Below are 20,869 nucleotides of genomic sequence, written 5' to 3'. Positions count from 1 at the left end.
GAACCTTCCAATGAGAATGGAGGTAGGGGATAACGTGAGTCATCCATAATTTTTCGATTTATCTATCAATAAAATATTCCCACTTGTGATACTTCTACGCTCCTCATTTAACCATTTATTCCCCAATTAGCCATTTTTTGTAATTAAATTACGCAAATCAAACATCTTGGTATAGTCCAATTTTGGTGTAAATAAGTATTCACTACCAACTTAAGCCTTAACTTGCTGTACAAAGTTGTGTCAGCTCCAAACTTCAGTTTGAAAGTAAATGATCCGCATGAATATGCTGATGTTTTGTTCAATTGAGTGTATTGAGGGAGAGATAAAGGTGGATTGAGCTAACGTAATTGATGTGAGACAGGTATAATGAAGGGTCATTTATCAAGAATTTAAGAACACTATGCATCAATATCTTGCGGTTACGTCCAACGGTTTGGAAAACTTGTTGGTTGAAGAGTTAACTAAGCTAGGGATCACAAATGCCAAACCTGTTCAAGCAGGGGTACGCTTTAAAGCATCAAATGAGCAAATTTATCGTTGTTGCTTATGGAGTCGCTTAGCGTCGCGTTTCGTCCGTGTGCTATCTGAGTTCACTTGTAACGATGATATGGATCTCTATCTAGCAACGTCTTCCGTGAACTGGGTAAATCAATTCCATAGTTCAAAGATGTTTGTTGTTGATTTTAATGGTACCAACCGTGAAATCCGCAATAGCCAGTACGGTGCAATGAAAGTGAAAGATGCTGTAGTGGATAGCTTCGAGAAAAAGAACTTGCCAAGACCGTCGATCAGTAAAGATCGTGCAGATCTTCGCATCCATGTTCGTCTACATCGCGATAAAGCGATTCTTGGTGTGGATATGGTGGGTGGTGGCCTGCATCAACGCGGTTATCGTCCAGAATCTGGTCGTGCGCCACTTCGCGAAACCCTAGCGGCTGCCATTATTCTACGTAGTGGCTGGAGTGCTGATAAGCCTCTGTTAGACCCTATGTGTGGTTCAGGCACGCTATTGATTGAGGCGGCCATGATGGCGGCAAACATGGCACCTGGGGTAAACCGCGAGAAATGGGGCTTTGAATCACTAGAAGACTTTGAACCTGAGCTTTGGGCAGAGATTAAATCGGAAGCGGCAGTACAGGCGAGAAGGGGCGTCAAAAAAGTTGACACTAAGTTTTTCGGCTTTGATAACGACGCGCGAGTGCTTAAAACCGCAAAGGACAACGCGCGTCGAGCAGGTGTTGATTCCCTGATTGAATTTAACCTTGGTGATGCTGCGCAAGTTAAGCGCCCTCAAGAGTTTGAAGCGGGTGTTATTGTTTCAAACCCGCCATACGGTGAGCGTTTAGGTACTCATCCTGGTTTGATTGCTTTGTACACGGCATTTGGCGCTCAGCTGAAATCTGAATTCGGTGGCTGCCAAGCGTCTATTTTCTCTAGTTCTGATGAGCTTTTAAGCTGTTTGCGCATGCGTGCAGATAAGCAGTTCAAATTGAACAATGGTGCGTTACCGTGTCACCAGAAGAACTACTCAATTAGTGATCGTCCGGTTGAAAATAAAGGTGACAATGTCACTGAATTACTAATTGCCCCTGATTTCTCTAACCGCTTGAAGAAGAACATTACCAAAATTGGTAAGTGGGCGCGTAAAGAAAAGCTCGATTGCTACCGTATCTATGATGCAGACTTGCCAGAATACAATGTTGCGATTGACGTTTACCTTGATCATCTTGTTATCCAAGAATACGCGGCGCCAAAGAATATTCCAGAAGAAAAGGCTAAGCGCCGTCTAACCGATATTATTCGCGCAGCTATTCAAGTAACGGGTACAGAAGCGAATAAAGTTGTACTTAAAGTTCGTGAGAAGCAGAAAGGGCGTTCGCAGTATCAAAAACTGTCTCAAGAGTCTGAAACGCTCAACGTTCATGAATATGGTGTGCAGCTTAAAGTAAATCTTCACGACTACCTAGATACAGGCTTGTTCTTAGATCATAAGATTACTCGTCGTAAACTCGGTGAAATGGCTCAAGGTAAAGATTTCTTAAATCTGTTTGCTTACACCGGATCTGGAACAGTGCATGCCGCTTGTGGTGGTGCTAAATCGACGACGACAGTGGACATGTCAAATACCTATCTCGAATGGGCGAAAGAAAACATGAAGCTCAACGGGCAAGTAGGACGTCAGCATAGATTCGAGCAAGCTGATTGCCTTCAGTGGCTCGAACGCTCAACGGCACAATTCGATCTTATCTTTATTGATCCGCCTACATTCTCCAACTCTAAGCGTATGGAACAAAGCTTTGATGTACAGCGAGACCATATTCAGTTAATGAAGAATCTCAAGCGCTTGCTTCGTAATGGCGGCACGATAGTATTCTCAAACAATAAGCGTCACTTCAAAATGGATAAGGACGGTTTGGATGAACTTGGTTTAGTTGCGAAGAATATTTCGCACCAAACTCTTCCAATGGATTTTTCTCGTAATAAACACATTCATAACTGTTGGGTTTTGACTCACAAGGAATAGTAGGTCACAGGTGATCACTTTATATAGCACAGAAGGGTGCCATCTATGTGAGATGGCATTTGACCTTACAAAACAGCTCAATATTTCTCATCAGGTCGAGATTGTCGATATCGCTTTCGACGATGAATTGTTTTCTCGTTACGGTGTCACCATTCCGGTGCTCAATTATCAAGGTAACGAGCTTAATTGGCCGTTTGATTTACAACAATTACAGCTTTGGTTAAACGAAAATGGCATTACTAACAATAAATAACGGATTACTGGCTTATGGCGATCATCCTCTTCTAGACAATGCAGATTTTGCGTTGCAAGAGAATGAACGTGTTTGTTTGGTTGGTAGAAACGGCGCGGGTAAATCCACGTTAATGAAAGTGCTTGCCGGTGAGGTGGTGCTTGATGATGGAAAACTAACGGTTACCCAAGATGTTGTCGTTTCACGCTTAGAGCAAGATCCACCACGCAATCAGGAAGGTACAGTGTTTGATTACGTTGCTGGTGGACTAGCAGAAATCGGTGAGCACTTAAAGATCTATCAAGATCAGCTCGATCTGATTGCGGTTGATCCATCAGAGCAGAACATCAATAAACTTGCCCGTATTCAGGAACAGCTAGAGCATACTGGAGCTTGGCGTTTTGAAGACCGTATCAAGAACGTGCTTGCTGCGCTTAAGCTCGATGGTCACACTAAACTGACCGACCTTTCTGGTGGTTGGCAACGTAAAGCAGCACTTGCAAGAGCACTGGTGCGCGATCCAGATGTATTGTTACTTGATGAGCCAACTAACCACCTTGATGTCACAACGATTGAATGGCTGGAGAATTTCCTCAAAGATTTTCGTGGTTCGATTATCTTCATTTCTCACGATCGTGCCTTTATCAAATCTATGGCGACGCGCATTGTCGACCTTGATCGCGGCAAACTTGCTTCGTTCTCAGGCAACTACGATAACTACCTAGTCGATAAAGAAGAGATGCTAAGAGTCGAAGAGATGCAAAATGCAGAATTCGATAAAAAGCTCGCTCAAGAAGAAGTTTGGATTCGTCAAGGCATTAAGGCTCGTCGTACACGTAACGAAGGACGTGTACGTGCGCTTAAGAAGCTACGAGAAGAGCGAAGCGATCGCCGTGAAGTACAGGGCAAAGCGAATATTCAGATTGATGATGCGTCACGCTCAGGCAAGATTGTCTTCGAAGCGACGAATATCAATTATGACATTGAAGGTAAGTCGATTGTTAAGGATTTCTCTTTCAATATCATGCGTGGTGACCGTATCGCACTGATTGGTCCAAATGGATGTGGTAAGAGCACTTTATTAAAATTACTACTTGGCGATCTCGTACCAGACTCAGGCCGACTTCATTGTGGTACTAAACTCGAAGTCGCTTATTTCGATCAATACCGCGAAATCTTAGATCCTGATAAATCTGTTATCGATAACTTGGCAGATGGTAAACAAGAAGTGATGGTCGGTGGACGCCAACGCCATGCACTTAGCTACTTGCAAGACTTTTTGTTTGCACCTAAGCGAGCTCGCACACCGGTAAAAGCGTTATCGGGTGGTGAAAAAAATCGCCTTTTACTGGCACGTATCTTCTTAAAAGCGAACAACTTATTAGTTCTCGATGAACCGACCAATGATTTAGATATCGAAACATTGGAACTTTTGGAAGATTTGCTTGCCAACTATCAGGGTACGTTGTTGCTTGTCAGCCACGATCGCCAGTTTGTTGACAACACTGTGACAACTAGCTGGATTTTCGAGGGTGAAGGTGAAATTGAAGAGTTTGTTGGTGGTTACCATGATGCCCAGCAGCAACGTGAACAAACGAAGAAAGCTCGTGCGGTTGAAAAACCAATCAAAGCTGAGAAACAGGTTGAGGAATCTCCCAAAACAGCGCCAGTAAAGAGTAAGCCTAAGAAGTTATCCTATAAACTGCAGCGTGAACTTGAAGTGCTGCCGGCAAAACTCGAAGAATTGGAAGCTGAGATAGAATCAATGCAAGAGCAGGTGAACATTCCTGACTTTTTCTCTCAGCCAGTAGAGCAGACACAACCGATTTTAGATAAGCTTTCTGCGGTAGAGCAGGAACTTGAAGTTGCTTTCGAACGCTGGGAAGAGCTCGAAGCAATGCAACAGGAAAGTTAACATATAATGAGTAGTAAAATCTTTAAACTATCGTCCATTACATTAGCCGTAGCCGCTTCTTTTGGAGCGCATGCCGCAATATATAATGTTTATGATTACCAACCGGTGGTCAATGGTAATGCCAAAACATATGGCGTAGCTATCGAGCCTGGAAGCACGGATTGTTGGGGAAATGCCTGCACTCAGACGACTTCGCAAATTGCTTATGAAGAAAAGTTGTATTACGAAGGTTTTAACTATCGAGATGAAGCACCGTTTCGCTACGAGTTTGGTTATGATCTATTAGAAGAGGGTTATGATGGTTTTACTAGCTACTGTGGTAGCTATTTAGGCTACAATAGTACTCTTTGTGATGATTGGGCTACAGATCAGTATACCAACGGATATGCTCGAGAAAGCTCTACTGTAAACAATTCAATGGCGTATATTGAAAGTGGATCATCTCAAGTCCAGAGCGCTGAAAATAATGTGATTGTAAATAGTTTTGCGTCTGGCACTGGAGATGCGATCGGTACTTATTATGGTGGAAGTCTGAAAAACCGCACCGTTGCATATTCGGACACATCACTAGATTCGACTGGTTATGATCAGAGCAAAGTGTGGGCTAAATCCGGCAGTCTTTATGTAGGTAGCGTTTCTAAGCAGTCAACCAACAATACGAACGACTATTATTCTTATGGAGCTGTTTGGAACGGTAGTACTTTAAAACGTATAAATTGGGTTTCAGATGTAGGTGAAGATGGACGCAGCATGCCACAAGGGAGTGCACGTGATCTGGCTGATGTATCAGGTACCACATATGCTGTAGGTTACAACTCTGATTCAGATGAAAAGCCGGTCGCCGCTGTCTTTAATTTGACTGACTTGGATAGCATATCAACTAGCTTTGTGAGCCGATTCCAAAATGAAAGTAATTATCTTAACTCTATTCTGACTTCGATAAATACCAATGGTATTGCGATAGGTGAAGTCAAGTATGCGACGCCATTAAATGGTGCTTATGCAAACAGTCTGTTTTACATAACAGACCCTGCTAATCCCAATAGTAGTTACAGTGAATTCTCGGGCTCAATATTCTTCTCTGGCGCAAATGGTAAAGCCGGTGCTATCAATAATAACGACGAGGCTGTCGGGGCGATAGACAACCAAACCCATCAGGAAAGCGGTGGTGGTAAGCCTAGATCTCAAAGAGCATTCATTGCGCCATTAAGCTCAAATGCGAAAGCTCCTCTGAATAACAGAGCTTGGTACTTAGATGATCTTACAAATGATGGTATTAGCTCATCGACAAACAACCAATTTCGTATTATAGATGCGACGGACATTAACGATTCGGGTGTAATTTCGGGCACTGCTCTTTATTGTTCAGGTGGATATGAAACTACGGCTATTGATTCGAAATGTAATGGTGGTTTGGCCGGCTCAGAAAAGATTGTTGCAGTAAAACTCGTTCCTATTAATGGTGCAACGACTTCTGATATCCAAGCTCGTCCTGTAACTCAAGAAGACAAAGTTGATCGCCAAGGCGGTTCACTGGGTTTCCTAGCTCTGACTATACTTGGTTTCTTAGGGTTCCGTAGAAAATAGGTTAAATTTTAATCTAGGGCACAGGTTCACATTTTTGGATCTGTGCCTTTTTTATACCTTGAGAAAGGCGGACTTTTGATCGATTCTTAATTGTGGAGTCATAAAAGCTCCACAAAAAGTTAATAGTAGTACGTTAGAAAAACTTTATGTATGAGGACGACACTATGAAGAGACAAAAGCGTGACCGCTTAGAAAGAGCTCAGTCTCAAGGCTATAAAGCAGGCTTAAATGGCCGCTCAACGGACTCATGTCCTTACCAACAGATGGATGCTCGATCTTATTGGCTCGGTGGTTGGCGCGATGCCAGGGAAGACAAACACTCTGGTCTCTACAAATAAAAGGCTCAATCCACATACGACATAAGGAACAAACAAAAACCTCAACAATTGGGGTTTTTGTTTAATTACTTAACGCACTATAACTAAATATTTTGATGACAAAAAAGCGACTCAAGAGAGTCGCTTTTAAAAGTATTTCAAATTAGAAAGCAGACGTGTCTTGGAACAAGCCAACTTTAAGATCTTTCGCTACGTAGATCTCTTTTCCATCAACAAGTACACGACCGTCAGCTAGGCCCATAACAAGCTTGCGATTCACAACACGCTTCATATGAATCTCATATGTGACTTTCTTCGCTGTCGGTAGAATTTGACCCGTGAACTTCACTTCGCCAACACCAAGAGCACGGCCTTTACCTTTACCGCCAACCCAGCCAAGGAAGAAGCCTACTAGCTGCCACATTGCATCAAGGCCTAGACAGCCAGGCATTACTGGGTCACCAGGGAAGTGGCAATCAAAGAACCATAGGTCTGGAGTAATATCGAGTTCTGCTAGAATCAGACCTTTACCGAAATCACCTTCAGTTTCAGACATCTTAGTCACGCGGTCCATCATCAGCATGTTTGGTGCAGGAAGCTGAGGATAGCCCGGGCCAAACAGTTCACCTTGGCTTGAGGCTAGTAGATCTTCGCGGTTATAAGAATCACGTTTGTTTTGCATTATCAATTACTCCAAATTTTGATAGCAGCATGTTAGTGAACACGTGTACGCCAAACAACTCCGATCAGTCTAAATGTGACTAATCTTTGTTCTAAGAGAACCAGTTTTTGATGCGCTCCACAAATCCTTGAGGAAGTTCATGTTTTTCAAAGTTTTCAATTCGTTCTGCGATCTTATGAATCACGCTTGTTTCATCATCGTCACGGAAAGGCTTGCCCATAATGATAGGGATTGCTTCATCAACGGTTTCGACAGACCAGATGTGAAACTCATCATTTTTAATGCTTTCTACTACATCTTTATGAAGGGCTAAGTGTTTTAGATTCGTTTTAGGGAGGATGACGCCTTGTTTACCTGTAAAGCCTTGGTGTTTACAAACGCGATAGAAACCTTCAATTTTCTCATTTAGGCCACCAACTGCTTGAACGCGACCAAATTGATCTACCGCACCAGTGACTGCGATCTGTTGATTAATTGGATATTCAGATAGGGCACTCACAAAAGAGCACAACTCCGCGAGCGTGGCGCTGTCGCCATCAACCTCACAATAGGACTGTTCAAATACAACTGAAGCAGAATAAGGCAACGGCTCATCCAATTGTAGCGCGCTTGAGACAAATGCTTGCATGATCATCATGCCTTTTGCATGGAGGTTACCACCTAGCTCAGCTTTCCGTTCAACATCGGAAATATCGCCGTCACCAAAATGGATAACACATGAAATACGCGCTGGCTCACCATATGAAAGCGGGTGTCCGGAAACATCAATGACAGTTAAACCATTAACCTGGCCAACACATTCACCTTGGGTTTCAATGATTACCTGGCCATCTAATATGTCTGATAAGGCGCGCTCGGGTAGATAAGATTCGCGCTGATACTTCGAATCCAATGCCTTGTCGAGTGCACTCTCATCAATTATCTGGTCGTTAGCATGGATTGAAGCTTCTTGAAATATTGATAGGTACCACAAAGGCTCGATCGGCATATAGCGCTGATCTTCAGTGTACCTAGCTCCTGCAACCATTAATCTATGAATTGCCTCAGAAGAGATAGTCGGTAGGCTGTGTTCTTTCAACAGAGACGACAAGTAACCCAAATACAGTTCTATGGATTGTTCACTTAATGTGATTTCGTGTTCTATCTCTGTATAAGAAGCTAAGCCAGTATAGAGTTCATCATCCATGTATTCTAGGTCAGCGATCTGATCTCTGTCGCCAACTACAACGAGTTTTACGTCATAAGAATTGCTTGGAAGATCGTTAGCAATATTGCGCGGTGTGGTATTGATTGGGCTAACACTCTCACCTAGAAAAACCGATTTGAATACAGGCCAACTGCTTGGATTAGCGAGAAGCATATTAGCGGAAACGATTAAGAATCCACCATCAGCTTTGGCTAACAATCCTTTCTTGTGCGCGATAATTTCGCCAGATTTATTACACGAATAGGTACCAAGAAGTTCGTTTATGTTGATGCTTTCTGTGGAAATGACGTTACTGTCAGAAACGAAAGATAAACTACGCTTAATATTAGAACGGTAGAAAGCGTTATCTGGCGAGTTTACAACGAGAATTCTGGCGAAACCTTTGATAGCAGCAAAGGTAGATAAGGCTTGTTTTAATCGAGGCTGAACGTCGAGAAAACCGACATCGGGTAGGCTTTCAAATCTCGATATTACATCGTCATAACTTGTGTATTGTGGAGTGACTGCACGCCAGCTTTCTTGGATCATCAACAGTATTCATGTACTTGAAAAGGTCAGAAATTATATAGAAAAACGGTTAAGTATGACATAGCGAATTTAATGTGATGATCTAGGTCGATTTTTCTACAATAAAGATTGTAACTAAAGTGATGGTGAGTTACGCTGTCACCCAAATTGAATGGAAACTGCTTACAATGAAATATCAACAACTTGAAAATTTAGAATGTGGTTGGAAGTGGACGTATCTCATCAGTAAATGGAAAAATGGAGAGGCGATCACTCGGTATGTTGATACGAGTGAAGCAGAGGCCGCGGTTAATGAATTGCGCCATTTAGAGCATGAGCCAACAAAAGTGTTGGAGTGGATTGAGCAGCATATGTCGCTTGAGCTGGATAATAAGCTCAAGCAAGCCATCCGTGCTAAGCGTAAGCGCCATTTTAACGCGGAGCAAATTCATACCAAGAAAAAATCAATCGATTTGGATTATCGCGTTTGGGAGAAGCTTTCGACTCGCGCAAACGAACTGGGCTGTACATTGTCTGACGCCATTGAATACTTGCTATCTGAAGCATCACGCAGTGAGAAAGCCAGCAAAGCGGTCAATAGCCTCAAAGAGGATTTGAGTAAGTTACTAGACTAAGGAGCATGTATGCTTTACGTGATTTTGGTTGCTGCAATTGTTGTATTCTGGTTAGTGGCGGTTGATAGGCCAGTGTTGCGTGTTCAGTTTAAGTCTGGGCACATCACCAAAGAAAAAGGGCACTTTCCTCCAACTTTTCGCCACAATATATTAGATATTGCAGAGCGCGATCCTTTTGATGGTGAGCTGAAAGTCTATCAGCAACGCACAGGTTCCAAGTTGGTTTTTTCAAAGCAAGTTCCTAAGAAAGTGCAGCAACGGATAAGAAACGTATTTCCACATCAAGGCTTTCGCTCTAAAGGCAAAAAGAAAGCACATTAAGATCAGTTACACCTAGAAAGCCCCCAGCTAATTACCGGGGGCTTTTCTTTTACAAAGGCAGTGGTTTTTATTCATTCATTTTGCGGCAGAATAATAAATGGAACGACATGTTGTGCTAGTATTACATCTATCACCCAGAGCCGAGCTTTTACACTTGTTACTCACTAATAAGAAATACAATGAAGAGGCTAATCAGCTTGCGAGCAAAATTGCGGCATCGACTAGAGAACGTTATGCCAAATGGCTGGTAAGTATAAAGTATGTGCTTGATCAGTCTGATGTAGATTCTGTGCTTAGTCGTCAGAGCGAGTTTTGCGATACAGTGATTCTTAACGAGAAAGAGCGTGTAATGAAAAACCAGCGGCTGCTTCTCGAGTGTGAAAGCAGTAAAGTCGAGGAGAGGCGTCAAGCGGCTGAAGAAAGGCAAAAGATACATGAAAACGTAATCGGGGACATTTCAGAATCCGCCATTAATAGAATGATGGACAAACTATCTGAACTGGAGGTTTTAAAGCTCTTTGGACGTTTTCCCGATTTTTCATATTTTTTGAGTACTGCTTATTCGCCTTCGGTAAGTTACAGCAAACTTGACGTTTTAGCCGTAAACGATAACCAACTGAAAAACAATCTTTTCGAACTGTGTAAGAATCCCAAGTTTTGTGCGCGCCTCGGAAAATCTGTACGGAGTTTTACCGACACGAAGATGGCGATAGGACTTCTAGGGATCGACAATAGCCGAGTTCTGTTTCCAATACTAATGGTTAAGCCTTTACTCAGATGGGATGAGCCTACTACCAAACTGATTGCCCCTAAGCTATGGCAGCATATGATTTTGACTGCAAATGTTACTCGATTTCGCTTGGAAGAAGCCGAAGTCAGATCGCCAGAACAGGGGGTGGCAATTGGCATTTTACGAACTATTAGCCAGTTTGCCATCGTGAACAACTTTCCGATGATGTTTGAGGATGCATTGGTTGAGCGAATGCAGTTTTATCGTGATAAAAACCTTCGTGAAGAATATTACGCTTGCGCAGAAATTAAGCCAATAATGAGCATTCTCCCTGATGTTATTATTGGCTTAGAAAAATCACTAACGCGTAAAGTCGTTGAGTTTATAGATTGGTCACCTACAAACGTACATTTAAAAAATGCTCTCTTAGAAGATTTGGAAGATACTCCGATGTTAGAGAGGAGCCCTTATGGTGTTGCATTGGCTCAAGCTCAGGCTTACTCGATATACGATGCTCTTGAGCGTAGCAACGTATTTGTTGAGAAACATAAACCTTTTTGGTTCGCTAACGTACAAATGCCGCCAGATGCATTAAAGGCCATTCGCAGCAGTCATCCAGGGCGCATTGAGTTAAGTTCTTAGGCTAAATAGTATGCTTTCCAAAGCACTATAACTAAAAACATTTGCTAATCTGTAAATAGGTTAGCCATAACTTACTGAAGGCTCAGAGTGTTACCTCCGACAAATTCAGCCAGTAGAAAGCTGAAAGTACAATTCCGTGATGTTACACACGAGTTATGATTACGTTTGCACATTATCTCTCAGGTTTTATTAAAGTGATGAATGTCATTATTGATTTGAGGGAGTATGCATAATGAAAGGTACTTGTCTGTGTGGTTTTGTTGAAGTGCAGGCTGAGGAAGAACATGAAGTCAGTTTGTGTCATTGCAATATGTGCCGACAATGGAGTGGTGGACCATTACATGCAATACATTGCCACTCGAAAGTTCAGTTTTCCGGAAACTCGATAAAACGCTATCGATCTTCGGAATGGGCAGAGCGAGGTTTCTGTTCCACCTGTGGTACCCATCTTTTCTATTATCTTATACCTGGTGATGAATACGTCTTGTCGGTGGGCTTGTTCCAAGAACATAGCTTTTCACTTAAAAACGAAATCTTTGTCGATGAGAAGCCAGGTTACTATGAGCTGAATTCAGGATCTCATAAGATGACCGCGCAACAGGTTTTTGAACAATTCGCGCCAAAGGAGTCATAAGTAATGTTTCCGATGGATGTCTTTGTAACTTACACACTTGCTTGTATTGTGCTCGTTTTATCTCCTGGGCCAGACAATTTGCTGGCAATAGGGCGAGGGTTAAGCCAAGGAAAGTTAGCTGCTGTGGTATCAGGTAGTACCTCCGGTACAGGTATTCTGTTTCACGTCTTGGCTGCAACATTTGGTTTGACCGTCTTAATTCAGACTTCAGAGTTAGCTTTTTACATTGTCAAAACGGTTGGAGCAGGTTATCTGATATGGTTGGGTGTTAAGGTTATTCGAAATCGTCAGTTGTTTACGTTGGAACCAGCTAAAAAACAACCATTGAAAGTGATATTTTCGACTGGATTCTTGTCTGCATCGTTGAATCCAAAACCTGGCATGTTCGTGTTAGCGTTTATCCCGCAGTTTGTTAACCCCGATTTGGGATCAGTCACCATACAAATGATAGGTTATGGAGTATGGTTTGCTGTACTTACCGGATTTGGTTTTTCGTTAATGGGTGTTTTTTCATTTCAACTCTCAGATTGGTTTCATCGTAAACCTAAGCTTGTGACATCAATGAATCTAGGGGCTGGAGCCACTTTCATTGCATCTGGACTAGCGGTGGCATTCATGAAGCAAAAATAGGTTGTTTGTTCATGTTAATAAAAAAGAAGCTCTCAGCGCTGTCGTTGAGAGCTTCTTTTTTATCATGATTCGATAACGATATCAGAGTCGTCCGTCGTAAACAGGTTTGCTTTGTTTTGTTTGATGAGCTGTGCCGCGTATGAAGGGGTGACAGCATGAACATCGCCTTTAGCTTTTAGTGTATATGCTTCCCAAGCTTGATCACGGTATTTACCAGTTTGAGTATATTGAATTAGTACTTTCATCTTGACCTCACTATGTAACGGTTGGTGAACCTAGTTTTAACAGTAATGCGATCATTCCAGTTATGCACCTGCTAAAAATGCAACATAAGATTAACCTCTTTAGCAATATTATGTGGCACGGCATTCGCACCATTGGCTTGTTTGACTAGAGCTTCATTTACGAGTTTGATGGAAAAAGTTTTGGGATTAACTTCTCAATTATAAGTATTTATATCACTAACTGGTCTTACATGTATTAAATTTGGATTATTGCTAGATTATTAATGATAATGCATATAAGTAATTGAATTTAAAACTCTGATTAATTCATTTTAAAAATTTAAATTATTGATTGAGATTAAAACATAAAGATTATTTCTATATAAATGACCGTTAATCGACCTATATAGATTCAAGTGTCTATATGCCAGGCTTTTTGCTGAACGAGCCTCACAGAGATGCATTGTGACGGCTTTCATAAAAAAATGAATTTGTTACTGTAAGCGGGCCTTGGTAATAATCCAAGTGCCTTACGTTTGCTGTTTCGGGTAAGCAGGCCGGCTCTTAATGAGCCGGTTCTTTTTTATTTTTCTCTTGAAGCATGGCTGTTTAGAGCTGTACTCGTTTCGGCCCCACAGTACTACAACATCCTAGACCGAACGTCATTTTCTGGCTTATCTAAGCTCCTAGCCAACAAGATGTACCATTGCAAATCCAATTTAATGACGAAACTCTAAACTTTTAACCAATTCTCATCTTCACGTAGAGCAATGATTTGTGAACAGGTTTACTTCGGGTTAGTTCACATGCAAAGCTAATGATATTTTTGTTATTCATGAGGCTATAGCTATGGTGAATATGTTGAACGGAAATATCCTGAAGACACCTTACGATCACTTTCTATGAAAGTTTCTAGGCTCAGTCATGAGCCTTTTTTTTCACCTAATGCTTAGACGCGACGCACTTTCATTGTCCTGAAGCAATTCAGCAATCGGATTGAAACATCGCATGGTTATCTTACTCTTGGCAATCAGGCAGATGCTATGTCGCTAATCATGTTACATGCTTTCATCCAAGACTATAGCGCTTGGAAGCTCCACTTTTTCACCGCTCATCTTATGAGCGGTGCTTTTTACTATCACCATTCATGTGTTTCCATTTATCTAGTAAAACATCAACTTACATAAAGACTACATATCACCGACAGTAACTTACATTTTATCCATTTATATTGCTCCTGATTAATAATTAGCAACAGGAATGCATATGAATATAAAACTGCTCACGTTACTAACCGTTCCAATGGTGACGCTAGCTGGGGTCAGCTCAGACTCTATGTTTAAATCGCTTGTAAAAGATAAGCCTAAGGCCGATTACGTGTTTAGTGCTCAAGAGCGTGCAGAATTGCTTGCAGAAAGGTTACCGATACTTAGCTCTATGCAATTAACCTATGAAGGACAAACATACTCCAAGATAAAATACGCTGATGAGTATGGTCGGGATACGTTAGTGCAACTAGAAAGTGTATCAGGAAAAACCGTCACTTTAATGATTGATGACATGTCAGATGCCGATGCAAGGTGCCTTATTTACTCTGATAAAAATGAACTTGATAGCTTTGATTGTGGCCCCAAAAAAATTGCAGTATCCTCGAACAAAAGCTTGGTGGAATCGCAAACACAATTGGGCATGAAAACCCTGCGCTTGGAGTATCACCAAGAGGCACTTGAGTACCTTACGATGATCGGCTCTACCATCTTGACTCCGATTGTGACGCCAGCAGAAATAAAGATAAAAACATCGTTTGCATTTGATGACTTTTACAACGATGCAGTGTGCGGTGGTCATTGCCAACAACGTATTGAGTCGACATTAGGTGTGACTACTTTCACTCAATTACAGACAATAGTGGATCAATATCAGGGAACACCAATGACTATGGTATTTGACAGCCATATTGGTGGGAGCGCGGATGACGACATCAATATGTATACAGGCTTGCTGATCAAAGACAACAATATGAATACGTTGGTCACTGAGAACGGTTCCGTATTCTCTGGAGGCACAGACCTCTTTGCTGCAGGGAACAAGCGTACTCTAGAGCGAGCCAGTGATGTAGGTCGGATTGAAATGGCTCAGCAAATAGGAGTTCATAGCTGGTTTGATGATGACTTAAAAAAATCCGCTAAGCAGATTCCTTACACGGACGAAAGCCACCGTAAACAGGCCACATACTTTACCCGAGTTATGGGTGACAAAGGCATCGACTTCTATTTGTTTACACTGGATTCTGCGCCAGCGCAGGGTGCGCATTGGATAACAAAATATGAGTCAGATAAGTATGACTTCATTAACGAAATCATCGATCAGCCGTAATGTATTCAAATGGAAGCAATCAGCAAACTACGTGTTTGTATCTGCGAAGAATTTATAGGACATTCACACGATCACGCTCTATGCTTTCTTTAGTTAAGTGAAAGGTAGAGCGTATGAATCAACTTACTCGCAAACTGTGCCTCTTTCTGGCGATGGCTTCTATTTCCGTTCATGTTTCAGCCACAACAACGATCAGGCTGGCTTACTCAGATGTTGAATCTTATCCGTTTCAAATGGGAGATGGTGCTGACGTTGCTAATCCGCCTGGCTTAGCGTTGGATGTACTTAACCAAGTTGCCAAGAAATTAGACCTTAACATCGAGTATATACGCCTTCCAGGTAAACGCGTTCTGCAAGATATAGGAGCAGGGAAAGTCGATGGAGGGTTCATCTTTTCCTACAACTCACAACGGGCGAAATATGCTCGCTATCCAACAAGTGATGGTAAACCTGATGGGAGTAAACGTATCGCTACCATAGGGTATTACTTCTATACACTTGACGACAAACAACTCAATTGGGATGGAGAGAACCTAGCAGACACCGATCAAAAGGTCGGTGCGCACTTGGGTTTTTCTATTGTCAGAGAGCTAAAGAAGAAGCAGCTAAAAGTTCACGAAGTCAAAACAACTGAACAACTGTTTAATATGCTGCAATTGGATCGTTTATCCGCCATTGCTGTCCAAGATACGATGGCTCAGCAGTTTTTGAGTAGTCAGAAAATCAGCAACATTAAACAAGTCCAACCTGCGATTACAACGAAGAATTACTACCTAGTATTGAGCCACGATTTTGTTGATGTGAACCCTGAATTGGCGAGAAAAATTTGGAGCGAAATTGAAGAATTAAGAGACGATACGTTTTCAAATCAAGGAAATAAGTATTTAGAGTAAATATCAAATACCATAGGTGACGATGTCACATTTTGTGTCTATAAAACCTGTTGAACAGGTGGTTAGTGAGAGCTAGACTGCTCATCTTTACGCCGTAAATGCTAATTAGGTAAATTATGCAAAAAATATCTCTTATCGCTCTATTGATCGGCTCCACATTTCCCGCGATGGCGGCGAATAATCCAAACATTGAATTCATGACTCACATCACCTGTAAAATGGGAGGATGCACCATGGTTTGTACGTCTGCCGAAGGGAAAAAGGACGTGAAAGCAAAGGGGATTAACAGTGCCGATGTAGTGACATACAAAAGCGGTACTGTGCAGCACAATTTAGTTGTTGGCTTTCAAAAAATGGTGGTGACGTCACCTGCGGGTACTGAATCTTGTACTCTAAACAACATCGATAAAATAGAAAATCAGTAGATCATTAATACGGCGAATAACGTTCAATGTTATTCGCCCAAACAGCTAAACCATTCGAGATGCTAGTTCGCGCACGTTTGCTTGCCAATCCACGATCTTGTCGTTATCTACAAAACTGGCAGAACATAGAAAAACCGATTCTAAACACTCTATCCCACAAAATTGAAGCGTAAATTGATTCAGCTGTGCCAAAACTGGATCTGCCTGCACTTGAGCGTATTCTTCTGGAGCATCCATCGTCAGAATTAGTTGAGATGTTTTACCTTCTAAAAGTGGAATTACGTTTGGGTTGCCACTTTCATATTTAAAAGCGAATCCAGGTAGAAGAGAGCGGTCAATCAGGCCCTTAAGCTTAGCTGGTATGCCTCCCCACCAAATTGGGCTCACAATCGTGATATGGTCCGCCCAGAGAAGCATCTCTTGAAACTCCTGCAAACTAGGCTCAAGCGTTTTCGAAGAGTCGTATCCGCCAGATAGATCAGGGTCAAAAGTCATTGATCCTAAATCAAATCGACGAACGTGATGTACAGGAGCCACACCGCTTTGATAAGCATCAGATATTGTGTGGCAAAGGCTTTGTCGCTTTGGGTTACCGTTGAGTATTAATACGTTTTTCATCATCTTTCTCCTTTGAGTGGGATGATGAGTGTAAAGTCTGCCCATAGGGGGAGAGTCAACCACTATTCACATGAATTGATCGCTTCAATACAGGACTCTACATTTTTAAGCTTTTCGGCGAGTAGAGTTTGTTCCCGCAATAATCTTTTTCTTACCTCAACCAGAAAGCCTTCAATGCGCTGCCAGTCAACTTGATTGTTCTTGTAGACGATGATGCCCTTAAGCTCAGAAAGCTTAACTCCGAGAAGCTTTGCCTGAACAATTAGGTTAAGAATGTCCACATCTGAATGTTTGTAGATTCTGTAGCGCCCTTGGCGCTGTGGCGTTTGGATAAGCCCTAACTCTTCGTAAAGCCTGATGGCTTTTATCGACAAGCCCGTTTTGCGGGAAACTTCACCTATAAACATGAAACCTCTGGGAGTGTATGAATTTATAAGAGTCTTCGATGATGAATATGTAGTGGCGAATTTTCACAAAGTAGGGCAATGACGCATCGTTACCAAACTAGAGAAATCAAACATACTCTACAAATAAATGCTTCTTATAATGCTCATCAATCAGCTCACGTATCTCTTGAACAAAATACTCATGTTTTTCGTAAAACTTGTCACCGAGCAATAAGGTGTGCTGTACGACGTCATTCACTAACTCAAGTCGGGAACTTGGCAGCAAAAAATTGGTTTTATCATGCCTGATTTTAACCAACAGATCTCCAAGCCTTCTCAGCTCGGCCAATATGGCCTTTTGTGCCAAGCCTTTCTTATGCATATGGGCTTCCCAGAACCAGATGATCAAATGATCTTCACAAGCAATGGCTTTACTGTCTGGCTGGTTAATGGTGTCCATTCGAAATAATCCGTTGTCTAAAGATGCAACATAGTCATGCGCATTTTTTACCCATCTTGTGAGTCACTATGCATACATGAACGCAATAACAATGAACTCTATCAAAATAATTGAATATGAAAAAGTCATGCTTACATAGATTTACATAGACAAGGTTGGTGCAATAGCTACCTAAGTTCACTCCCAAAATTCGCTTTATGAGCTAACTTTTTAATATAGGTAAAACTCTAAAGCATATTAAGGGTAGGGTTAGCATGATCAGCTATATAAGAAACATGACTATTTTCACTCTGTTACTCAGCTTTGCTAGCCTTTCTGAATCAAAGCTATTGCGCTTTGCCGTAGTCCCCAAAGAAGAGAACAACCCATTTTTTGAGGCAAGCCGAGAAGGGTGCATGGCTGCTGCAAAAGAGCTCAATAATGTAGAATGTGTTTATCGAGGCCCCAAAAGTGTAGATATACGTAAGCAAGACAAAATCATTTCTGACTTGCTGGATGAAGGGATAGACGGTATTGCTATTGCGGTGCCTCAGGGTAAGTTTATGCTTGAACACAGTATGCAGAAAGTGCAAGAACTTGGTATTCCGGTAATCACTTATGATGCTGACTTCTCAACAGAAACTTTAACTAGATACCCGCAAATAAGAGCGGCTTATATAGGCACTAACGACTTTGATCTAGGAAAGGCACTGGGTGAGCAACTTAAGTCTCAACTCCCAAATGGTGGGACTATCATTATCCAAAGCGGTCGGCCTGATTCACCGAATTTAAATCTCAGAGTGATGGGAATACGCTCAGCGCTATCAGGCAAAGAGTACGAGCTACCTCCTGGTGAGCGTCTAAAAGGAGAGAACGGCTGGACGGAGTTTAGTAAACCACTTCACAATTTCGGTCAGTTCGATAGGGCCCTTGAGGATCTCAAAAACGTACTCAACTCTTATCAGGAACGCGAAATTAACGCCATCGTGGCCGTAGGGGGCTGGACTCAGTTTTTAGAAGAGTATAGAGATGTCGTTACCCCTCACAAACAGGCCATACTCGACAAAGACATCGTTATCATCACTGCAGACACAGCCCAAGAACAACTCGTGTATTTAAAAGACAACCTAGCACACGGTAATGTAGGTCAAAACCCCTATGAGATGGGAAAGCAAGCAATATTGACCCTCTACAAGCTTGTGAACAAACAAGCTGTAGAGGAGGTGATGTATATCCCAATGACTTACTGTACGCCCGACAACTATCAGAGTTGTACCAAAAACTAGTTTCGATGTGGTAAGCATTCAGCTCAGATAGCAATTATTTGGATATGTTCAAATATGTTTCTATTTGGTCAGTGGAATTAAATTAATGATCTGACCATCTTTCACAATAAACAATTCTGGACTGATACGAGAGTTACGGTGTTCATTCCATGTATGTATATGGTTGCTAGCAAACTGAGCAAAAACATCATCAGGTGAATCAAAAGCGACTGCACTCAATATGGTTCTTGTTGGTATTGATACAATAATCTCATTTGTACCAAGCATAGAATGTATTTTTTTCATTTGTTTTGCCGAGAGAATTGTTTCACTTACGAATGAGCCTGGCATTCCTGCTACAACTTGTTCGTTGTAACCTTCTGGGAAATACCACTCTACTTCGAGCTTATCAATGTTTTTGAATGCATTCGATGCAGCTTCCTGAAGATCGATTTCCTTATCACCATCGAGAAAAAAATAATTGCTAGGCGTTTCAGCAGCGTAGGCGATAACTAATTTTGGATCTTCATTCGAGCCTAAGAGCACTTGATACACTGAACCTGTTTCTATCCCCATCCAGTCTCCCGGTTTTAAGAGAGGATAATAGTCTTTATCTGTCAAAGACTCTAAAAACTCTGCAGTACCTTCAGGCGCCTTCTTTGCCTGATCTAAAATTTCTTGTGGATACTCTGCGACCATCTTCGTTTGAAGCTCATTCGCGGACACAAGAGTCGATAGCCCAAGAAGAACTGTTGGAACTATTAATAGGGACTTTCTCAACGTCATTTCCTTTATTTTATTGATACGGGTTATCTCGAAATATATAGATTCACCAGGAAAATGCTAGCTTATATTTATATCATTTTTAGCAATTTTTTAATCGGAGTAGGTTGAGCTTCTTAATCTGGTGACAACTTTACGCTGAAATTGAGCATATCCTAGAAGCGGTCTTGCTCCCCGACCCCGACATTCCGACGACATAAGCATGATGGTTATCGAGTTTGTTATTGTTGTTGATTGGTTCCAAGGTTTCCTCCAATAAAAAGACCGTCCAACAGTGGACGGTCTTAGTGGTACTGGTTTATGTGCCTTAGATGCCTAATATCAAATGCTTTGGATGTGCCTTAAGTGTGACTTTTCTCACCTTAGTGCTGTGTTGATTCGGATTGTTCCTGCTGGGCGCGCTCGAGCTCAGCGCGTTTGGCCTCGAGGTCGAGCTTTTTAAGCTGGCGATGCTGCATAAAGAGTGAAGCACTTAGCCCAAGCACGGCAACGCCGAGTGCAATCTCTTCTTTGTACTTCACGGCCCAGGGCGGAGGACTGACGTTGTACTTGAGAATGACCGGCGCGGCCGCCTGGGAAATCGCGACTGCATTGCTTTCATCAATCTCCATTCGCGGGTCGACGAACTCTTTGACCATGGTATCGACGATACCCATGCCGACTAAAACACCTTCCTGAGTGGCTTCGAGTGCCATCTGTTTCGCGTCGATTTCGTTTTGCTTTTGCGCTTTGTCTTGCTGCTCCTTCTCGAGCGCGACCTCTGGGTCAAACTCGGTTTCGATTTCATCCAGAAAAGCGGTGGTCTCTTCTGCGCTGCGTGTCTCGAGTTCTAGTTGTTGTTCCTGGTCTTGTGATGTAGTCATGATGGATTCCTCAAACGAAGCGAAGATGAGAGAT

22 protein-coding genes are annotated in these 20,869 nt (G+C 42.1%); 14 read left to right on the top strand and 8 right to left on the bottom strand.

Translation table 11 applies throughout. The features are described 5' to 3' along the window. The first annotated feature begins 400 nt into the window (after nucleotides 1–400). From rlmKL to rmf, 5 genes are all read left to right on the top strand, one after another. Entirely contained in the window at nucleotides 401–2,524 is a 2,124-nt protein-coding gene (gene rlmKL / locus IX95_RS21500; protein WP_038163916.1) for a bifunctional 23S rRNA (guanine(2069)-N(7))-methyltransferase RlmK/23S rRNA (guanine(2445)-N(2))-methyltransferase RlmL, read from the top strand. 10 nt (nucleotides 2,525–2,534) lie between these two features. Continuing rightward, nucleotides 2,535–2,777, top strand: a complete 243-nt coding sequence (locus tag IX95_RS21495) for a glutaredoxin family protein (RefSeq protein WP_029236078.1) — start codon at nucleotides 2,535–2,537, stop codon at nucleotides 2,775–2,777. Continuing rightward, complete coding sequence (locus IX95_RS21490) at nucleotides 2,755–4,671, top strand: ABC transporter ATP-binding protein (protein WP_038163914.1); 1,917 nt, start codon at nucleotides 2,755–2,757, stop codon at nucleotides 4,669–4,671. Before IX95_RS21495 ends, IX95_RS21490 begins: the two co-directional genes overlap by 23 nt. Before the next feature lie 6 nt (nucleotides 4,672–4,677). Continuing rightward, complete coding sequence (locus tag IX95_RS21485) at nucleotides 4,678–6,258, top strand: DUF3466 family protein (protein ID WP_038163912.1); 1,581 nt, start codon at nucleotides 4,678–4,680, stop codon at nucleotides 6,256–6,258. A gap of 164 nt (nucleotides 6,259–6,422) precedes the next feature. Beyond that, nucleotides 6,423–6,596: a ribosome modulation factor gene (rmf, locus tag IX95_RS21480; RefSeq protein WP_006962151.1), complete on the top strand. Its 174-nt coding sequence runs from the start codon at nucleotides 6,423–6,425 to the stop codon at nucleotides 6,594–6,596. Nucleotides 6,597–6,738: 142 nt separating this feature from the next. Here the strand turns inward: rmf and fabA are convergent, their stop codons facing one another. Both fabA and IX95_RS21470 read right to left on the bottom strand, forming a co-directional pair. Continuing rightward, the gene (fabA, locus tag IX95_RS21475; RefSeq protein ID WP_004743352.1) at nucleotides 6,739–7,257 is read right to left on the bottom strand and encodes a bifunctional 3-hydroxydecanoyl-ACP dehydratase/trans-2-decenoyl-ACP isomerase; all 519 of its coding nucleotides are present in this window, start codon (nucleotides 7,255–7,257) and stop codon (nucleotides 6,739–6,741) included. A 91-nt stretch (nucleotides 7,258–7,348) separates the two neighbouring features. Then, nucleotides 7,349–8,992 (bottom strand): S16 family serine protease, encoded by a 1,644-nt coding sequence (locus IX95_RS21470; RefSeq protein ID WP_038163908.1) that lies wholly within the window; start codon nucleotides 8,990–8,992, stop codon nucleotides 7,349–7,351. Between the two features lie 167 nt (nucleotides 8,993–9,159). Here IX95_RS21470 and matP point away from each other — a divergent pair, with 167 nt between their 5' ends. The 5 genes from matP to IX95_RS21445 all read left to right on the top strand — a co-directional run bounded on the left by matP (nucleotide 9,160) and on the right by IX95_RS21445 (nucleotide 12,563). After that, nucleotides 9,160–9,606: a macrodomain Ter protein MatP gene (matP, locus tag IX95_RS21465; RefSeq protein ID WP_006962156.1), complete on the top strand. Its 447-nt coding sequence runs from the start codon at nucleotides 9,160–9,162 to the stop codon at nucleotides 9,604–9,606. Between the two features lie 9 nt (nucleotides 9,607–9,615). Further along, the gene (locus IX95_RS21460) at nucleotides 9,616–9,927 is read left to right on the top strand and encodes a DUF3634 family protein (RefSeq protein ID WP_006962158.1); all 312 of its coding nucleotides are present in this window, start codon (nucleotides 9,616–9,618) and stop codon (nucleotides 9,925–9,927) included. 97 nt (nucleotides 9,928–10,024) lie between these two features. Next, nucleotides 10,025–11,299, top strand: a complete 1,275-nt coding sequence (locus IX95_RS21455; protein ID WP_045984585.1) for an HDOD domain-containing protein — start codon at nucleotides 10,025–10,027, stop codon at nucleotides 11,297–11,299. 232 nt (nucleotides 11,300–11,531) lie between these two features. Next, complete coding sequence (locus tag IX95_RS21450) at nucleotides 11,532–11,933, top strand: GFA family protein (protein ID WP_038163906.1); 402 nt, start codon at nucleotides 11,532–11,534, stop codon at nucleotides 11,931–11,933. Nucleotides 11,934–11,936: 3 nt separating this feature from the next. Continuing rightward, the gene (locus IX95_RS21445; RefSeq protein ID WP_038163903.1) at nucleotides 11,937–12,563 is read left to right on the top strand and encodes a LysE family translocator; all 627 of its coding nucleotides are present in this window, start codon (nucleotides 11,937–11,939) and stop codon (nucleotides 12,561–12,563) included. Between the two features lie 62 nt (nucleotides 12,564–12,625). Here the strand turns inward: IX95_RS21445 and IX95_RS21440 are convergent, their stop codons facing one another. Continuing rightward, nucleotides 12,626–12,808 (bottom strand): hypothetical protein, encoded by a 183-nt coding sequence (locus IX95_RS21440; protein ID WP_006962169.1) that lies wholly within the window; start codon nucleotides 12,806–12,808, stop codon nucleotides 12,626–12,628. Between the two features lie 1,245 nt (nucleotides 12,809–14,053). On the opposite strand from IX95_RS21440, the gene IX95_RS21435 reads away from it, so the two are divergent. From IX95_RS21435 to IX95_RS21420, 3 genes are all read left to right on the top strand, one after another. Continuing rightward, nucleotides 14,054–15,163, top strand: a complete 1,110-nt coding sequence (locus IX95_RS21435) for a hypothetical protein (protein WP_038163901.1) — start codon at nucleotides 14,054–14,056, stop codon at nucleotides 15,161–15,163. Between the two features lie 113 nt (nucleotides 15,164–15,276). Further along, nucleotides 15,277–16,056, top strand: a complete 780-nt coding sequence (locus IX95_RS26085; protein WP_006962173.1) for a substrate-binding periplasmic protein — start codon at nucleotides 15,277–15,279, stop codon at nucleotides 16,054–16,056. A gap of 116 nt (nucleotides 16,057–16,172) precedes the next feature. Continuing rightward, the gene (locus IX95_RS21420; RefSeq protein ID WP_038163899.1) at nucleotides 16,173–16,481 is read left to right on the top strand and encodes a hypothetical protein; all 309 of its coding nucleotides are present in this window, start codon (nucleotides 16,173–16,175) and stop codon (nucleotides 16,479–16,481) included. 45 nt (nucleotides 16,482–16,526) lie between these two features. Here the strand turns inward: IX95_RS21420 and IX95_RS21415 are convergent, their stop codons facing one another. From IX95_RS21415 to IX95_RS21405, 3 genes are all read right to left on the bottom strand, one after another. Further along, the gene (locus IX95_RS21415) at nucleotides 16,527–17,102 is read right to left on the bottom strand and encodes an NAD(P)H-dependent oxidoreductase (RefSeq protein ID WP_200876952.1); all 576 of its coding nucleotides are present in this window, start codon (nucleotides 17,100–17,102) and stop codon (nucleotides 16,527–16,529) included. A 59-nt stretch (nucleotides 17,103–17,161) separates the two neighbouring features. After that, on the bottom strand, nucleotides 17,162–17,506 hold the full coding sequence (locus IX95_RS21410) for a MerR family transcriptional regulator (RefSeq protein WP_006962184.1): 345 nt from the start codon (nucleotides 17,504–17,506) through the stop codon (nucleotides 17,162–17,164). 106 nt (nucleotides 17,507–17,612) lie between these two features. Further along, nucleotides 17,613–17,945: a hypothetical protein gene (locus tag IX95_RS21405; protein ID WP_006962185.1), complete on the bottom strand. Its 333-nt coding sequence runs from the start codon at nucleotides 17,943–17,945 to the stop codon at nucleotides 17,613–17,615. Nucleotides 17,946–18,199: 254 nt separating this feature from the next. Between IX95_RS21405 and IX95_RS21400 the strand changes: the two genes are divergently transcribed. Continuing rightward, on the top strand, nucleotides 18,200–19,210 hold the full coding sequence (locus IX95_RS21400; RefSeq protein ID WP_038163895.1) for a substrate-binding domain-containing protein: 1,011 nt from the start codon (nucleotides 18,200–18,202) through the stop codon (nucleotides 19,208–19,210). A gap of 60 nt (nucleotides 19,211–19,270) precedes the next feature. Here the strand turns inward: IX95_RS21400 and IX95_RS21395 are convergent, their stop codons facing one another. Both IX95_RS21395 and IX95_RS21390 read right to left on the bottom strand, forming a co-directional pair. Continuing rightward, nucleotides 19,271–19,969: a hypothetical protein gene (locus tag IX95_RS21395; RefSeq protein ID WP_152562057.1), complete on the bottom strand. Its 699-nt coding sequence runs from the start codon at nucleotides 19,967–19,969 to the stop codon at nucleotides 19,271–19,273. Between the two features lie 365 nt (nucleotides 19,970–20,334). Further along, the coding region (locus IX95_RS21390; RefSeq protein WP_327196146.1) for a hypothetical protein at nucleotides 20,335–20,869 on the bottom strand (535 nt) is incomplete at its 5' end.

Origin of the sequence: Vibrio sp. B183, from assembly GCF_000740665.1 — a bacterium.
In the GTDB taxonomy this organism is placed as follows: domain Bacteria; phylum Pseudomonadota; class Gammaproteobacteria; order Enterobacterales; family Vibrionaceae; genus Vibrio; species Vibrio coralliilyticus.
This window is presented reverse-complemented; position numbering and strand designations above follow the sequence as displayed.

What these genes read in the sequence shown, in the direction of transcription:
- rlmKL (WP_038163916.1), top strand. Translation starts at nt 401, where the DNA reads ATGCATCAATATCTTGCGGTTACGTCCAACGGTTTGGAAAACTTGTTG.
- IX95_RS21490 (WP_038163914.1), top strand. Translation starts at nt 2,755, where the DNA reads ATGGCATTACTAACAATAAATAACGGATTACTGGCTTATGGCGATCAT.
- IX95_RS21485 (WP_038163912.1), top strand. Translation starts at nt 4,678, where the DNA reads ATGAGTAGTAAAATCTTTAAACTATCGTCCATTACATTAGCCGTAGCC.
- rmf (WP_006962151.1), top strand. Translation starts at nt 6,423, where the DNA reads ATGAAGAGACAAAAGCGTGACCGCTTAGAAAGAGCTCAGTCTCAAGGC.
- fabA (WP_004743352.1), bottom strand. Translation starts at nt 7,257, where the DNA reads ATGCAAAACAAACGTGATTCTTATAACCGCGAAGATCTACTAGCCTCA.
- IX95_RS21470 (WP_038163908.1), bottom strand. Translation starts at nt 8,992, where the DNA reads ATGATCCAAGAAAGCTGGCGTGCAGTCACTCCACAATACACAAGTTAT.
- matP (WP_006962156.1), top strand. Translation starts at nt 9,160, where the DNA reads ATGAAATATCAACAACTTGAAAATTTAGAATGTGGTTGGAAGTGGACG.
- IX95_RS21460 (WP_006962158.1), top strand. Translation starts at nt 9,616, where the DNA reads ATGCTTTACGTGATTTTGGTTGCTGCAATTGTTGTATTCTGGTTAGTG.
- IX95_RS21455 (WP_045984585.1), top strand. Translation starts at nt 10,025, where the DNA reads ATGGAACGACATGTTGTGCTAGTATTACATCTATCACCCAGAGCCGAG.
- IX95_RS21450 (WP_038163906.1), top strand. Translation starts at nt 11,532, where the DNA reads ATGAAAGGTACTTGTCTGTGTGGTTTTGTTGAAGTGCAGGCTGAGGAA.
- IX95_RS21445 (WP_038163903.1), top strand. Translation starts at nt 11,937, where the DNA reads ATGTTTCCGATGGATGTCTTTGTAACTTACACACTTGCTTGTATTGTG.
- IX95_RS21440 (WP_006962169.1), bottom strand. Translation starts at nt 12,808, where the DNA reads ATGAAAGTACTAATTCAATATACTCAAACTGGTAAATACCGTGATCAA.
- IX95_RS21435 (WP_038163901.1), top strand. Translation starts at nt 14,054, where the DNA reads ATGAATATAAAACTGCTCACGTTACTAACCGTTCCAATGGTGACGCTA.
- IX95_RS26085 (WP_006962173.1), top strand. Translation starts at nt 15,277, where the DNA reads ATGAATCAACTTACTCGCAAACTGTGCCTCTTTCTGGCGATGGCTTCT.
- IX95_RS21420 (WP_038163899.1), top strand. Translation starts at nt 16,173, where the DNA reads ATGCAAAAAATATCTCTTATCGCTCTATTGATCGGCTCCACATTTCCC.
- IX95_RS21415 (WP_200876952.1), bottom strand. Translation starts at nt 17,102, where the DNA reads ATGATGAAAAACGTATTAATACTCAACGGTAACCCAAAGCGACAAAGC.
- IX95_RS21410 (WP_006962184.1), bottom strand. Translation starts at nt 17,506, where the DNA reads ATGTTTATAGGTGAAGTTTCCCGCAAAACGGGCTTGTCGATAAAAGCC.
- IX95_RS21405 (WP_006962185.1), bottom strand. Translation starts at nt 17,945, where the DNA reads ATGGACACCATTAACCAGCCAGACAGTAAAGCCATTGCTTGTGAAGAT.
- IX95_RS21400 (WP_038163895.1), top strand. Translation starts at nt 18,200, where the DNA reads ATGATCAGCTATATAAGAAACATGACTATTTTCACTCTGTTACTCAGC.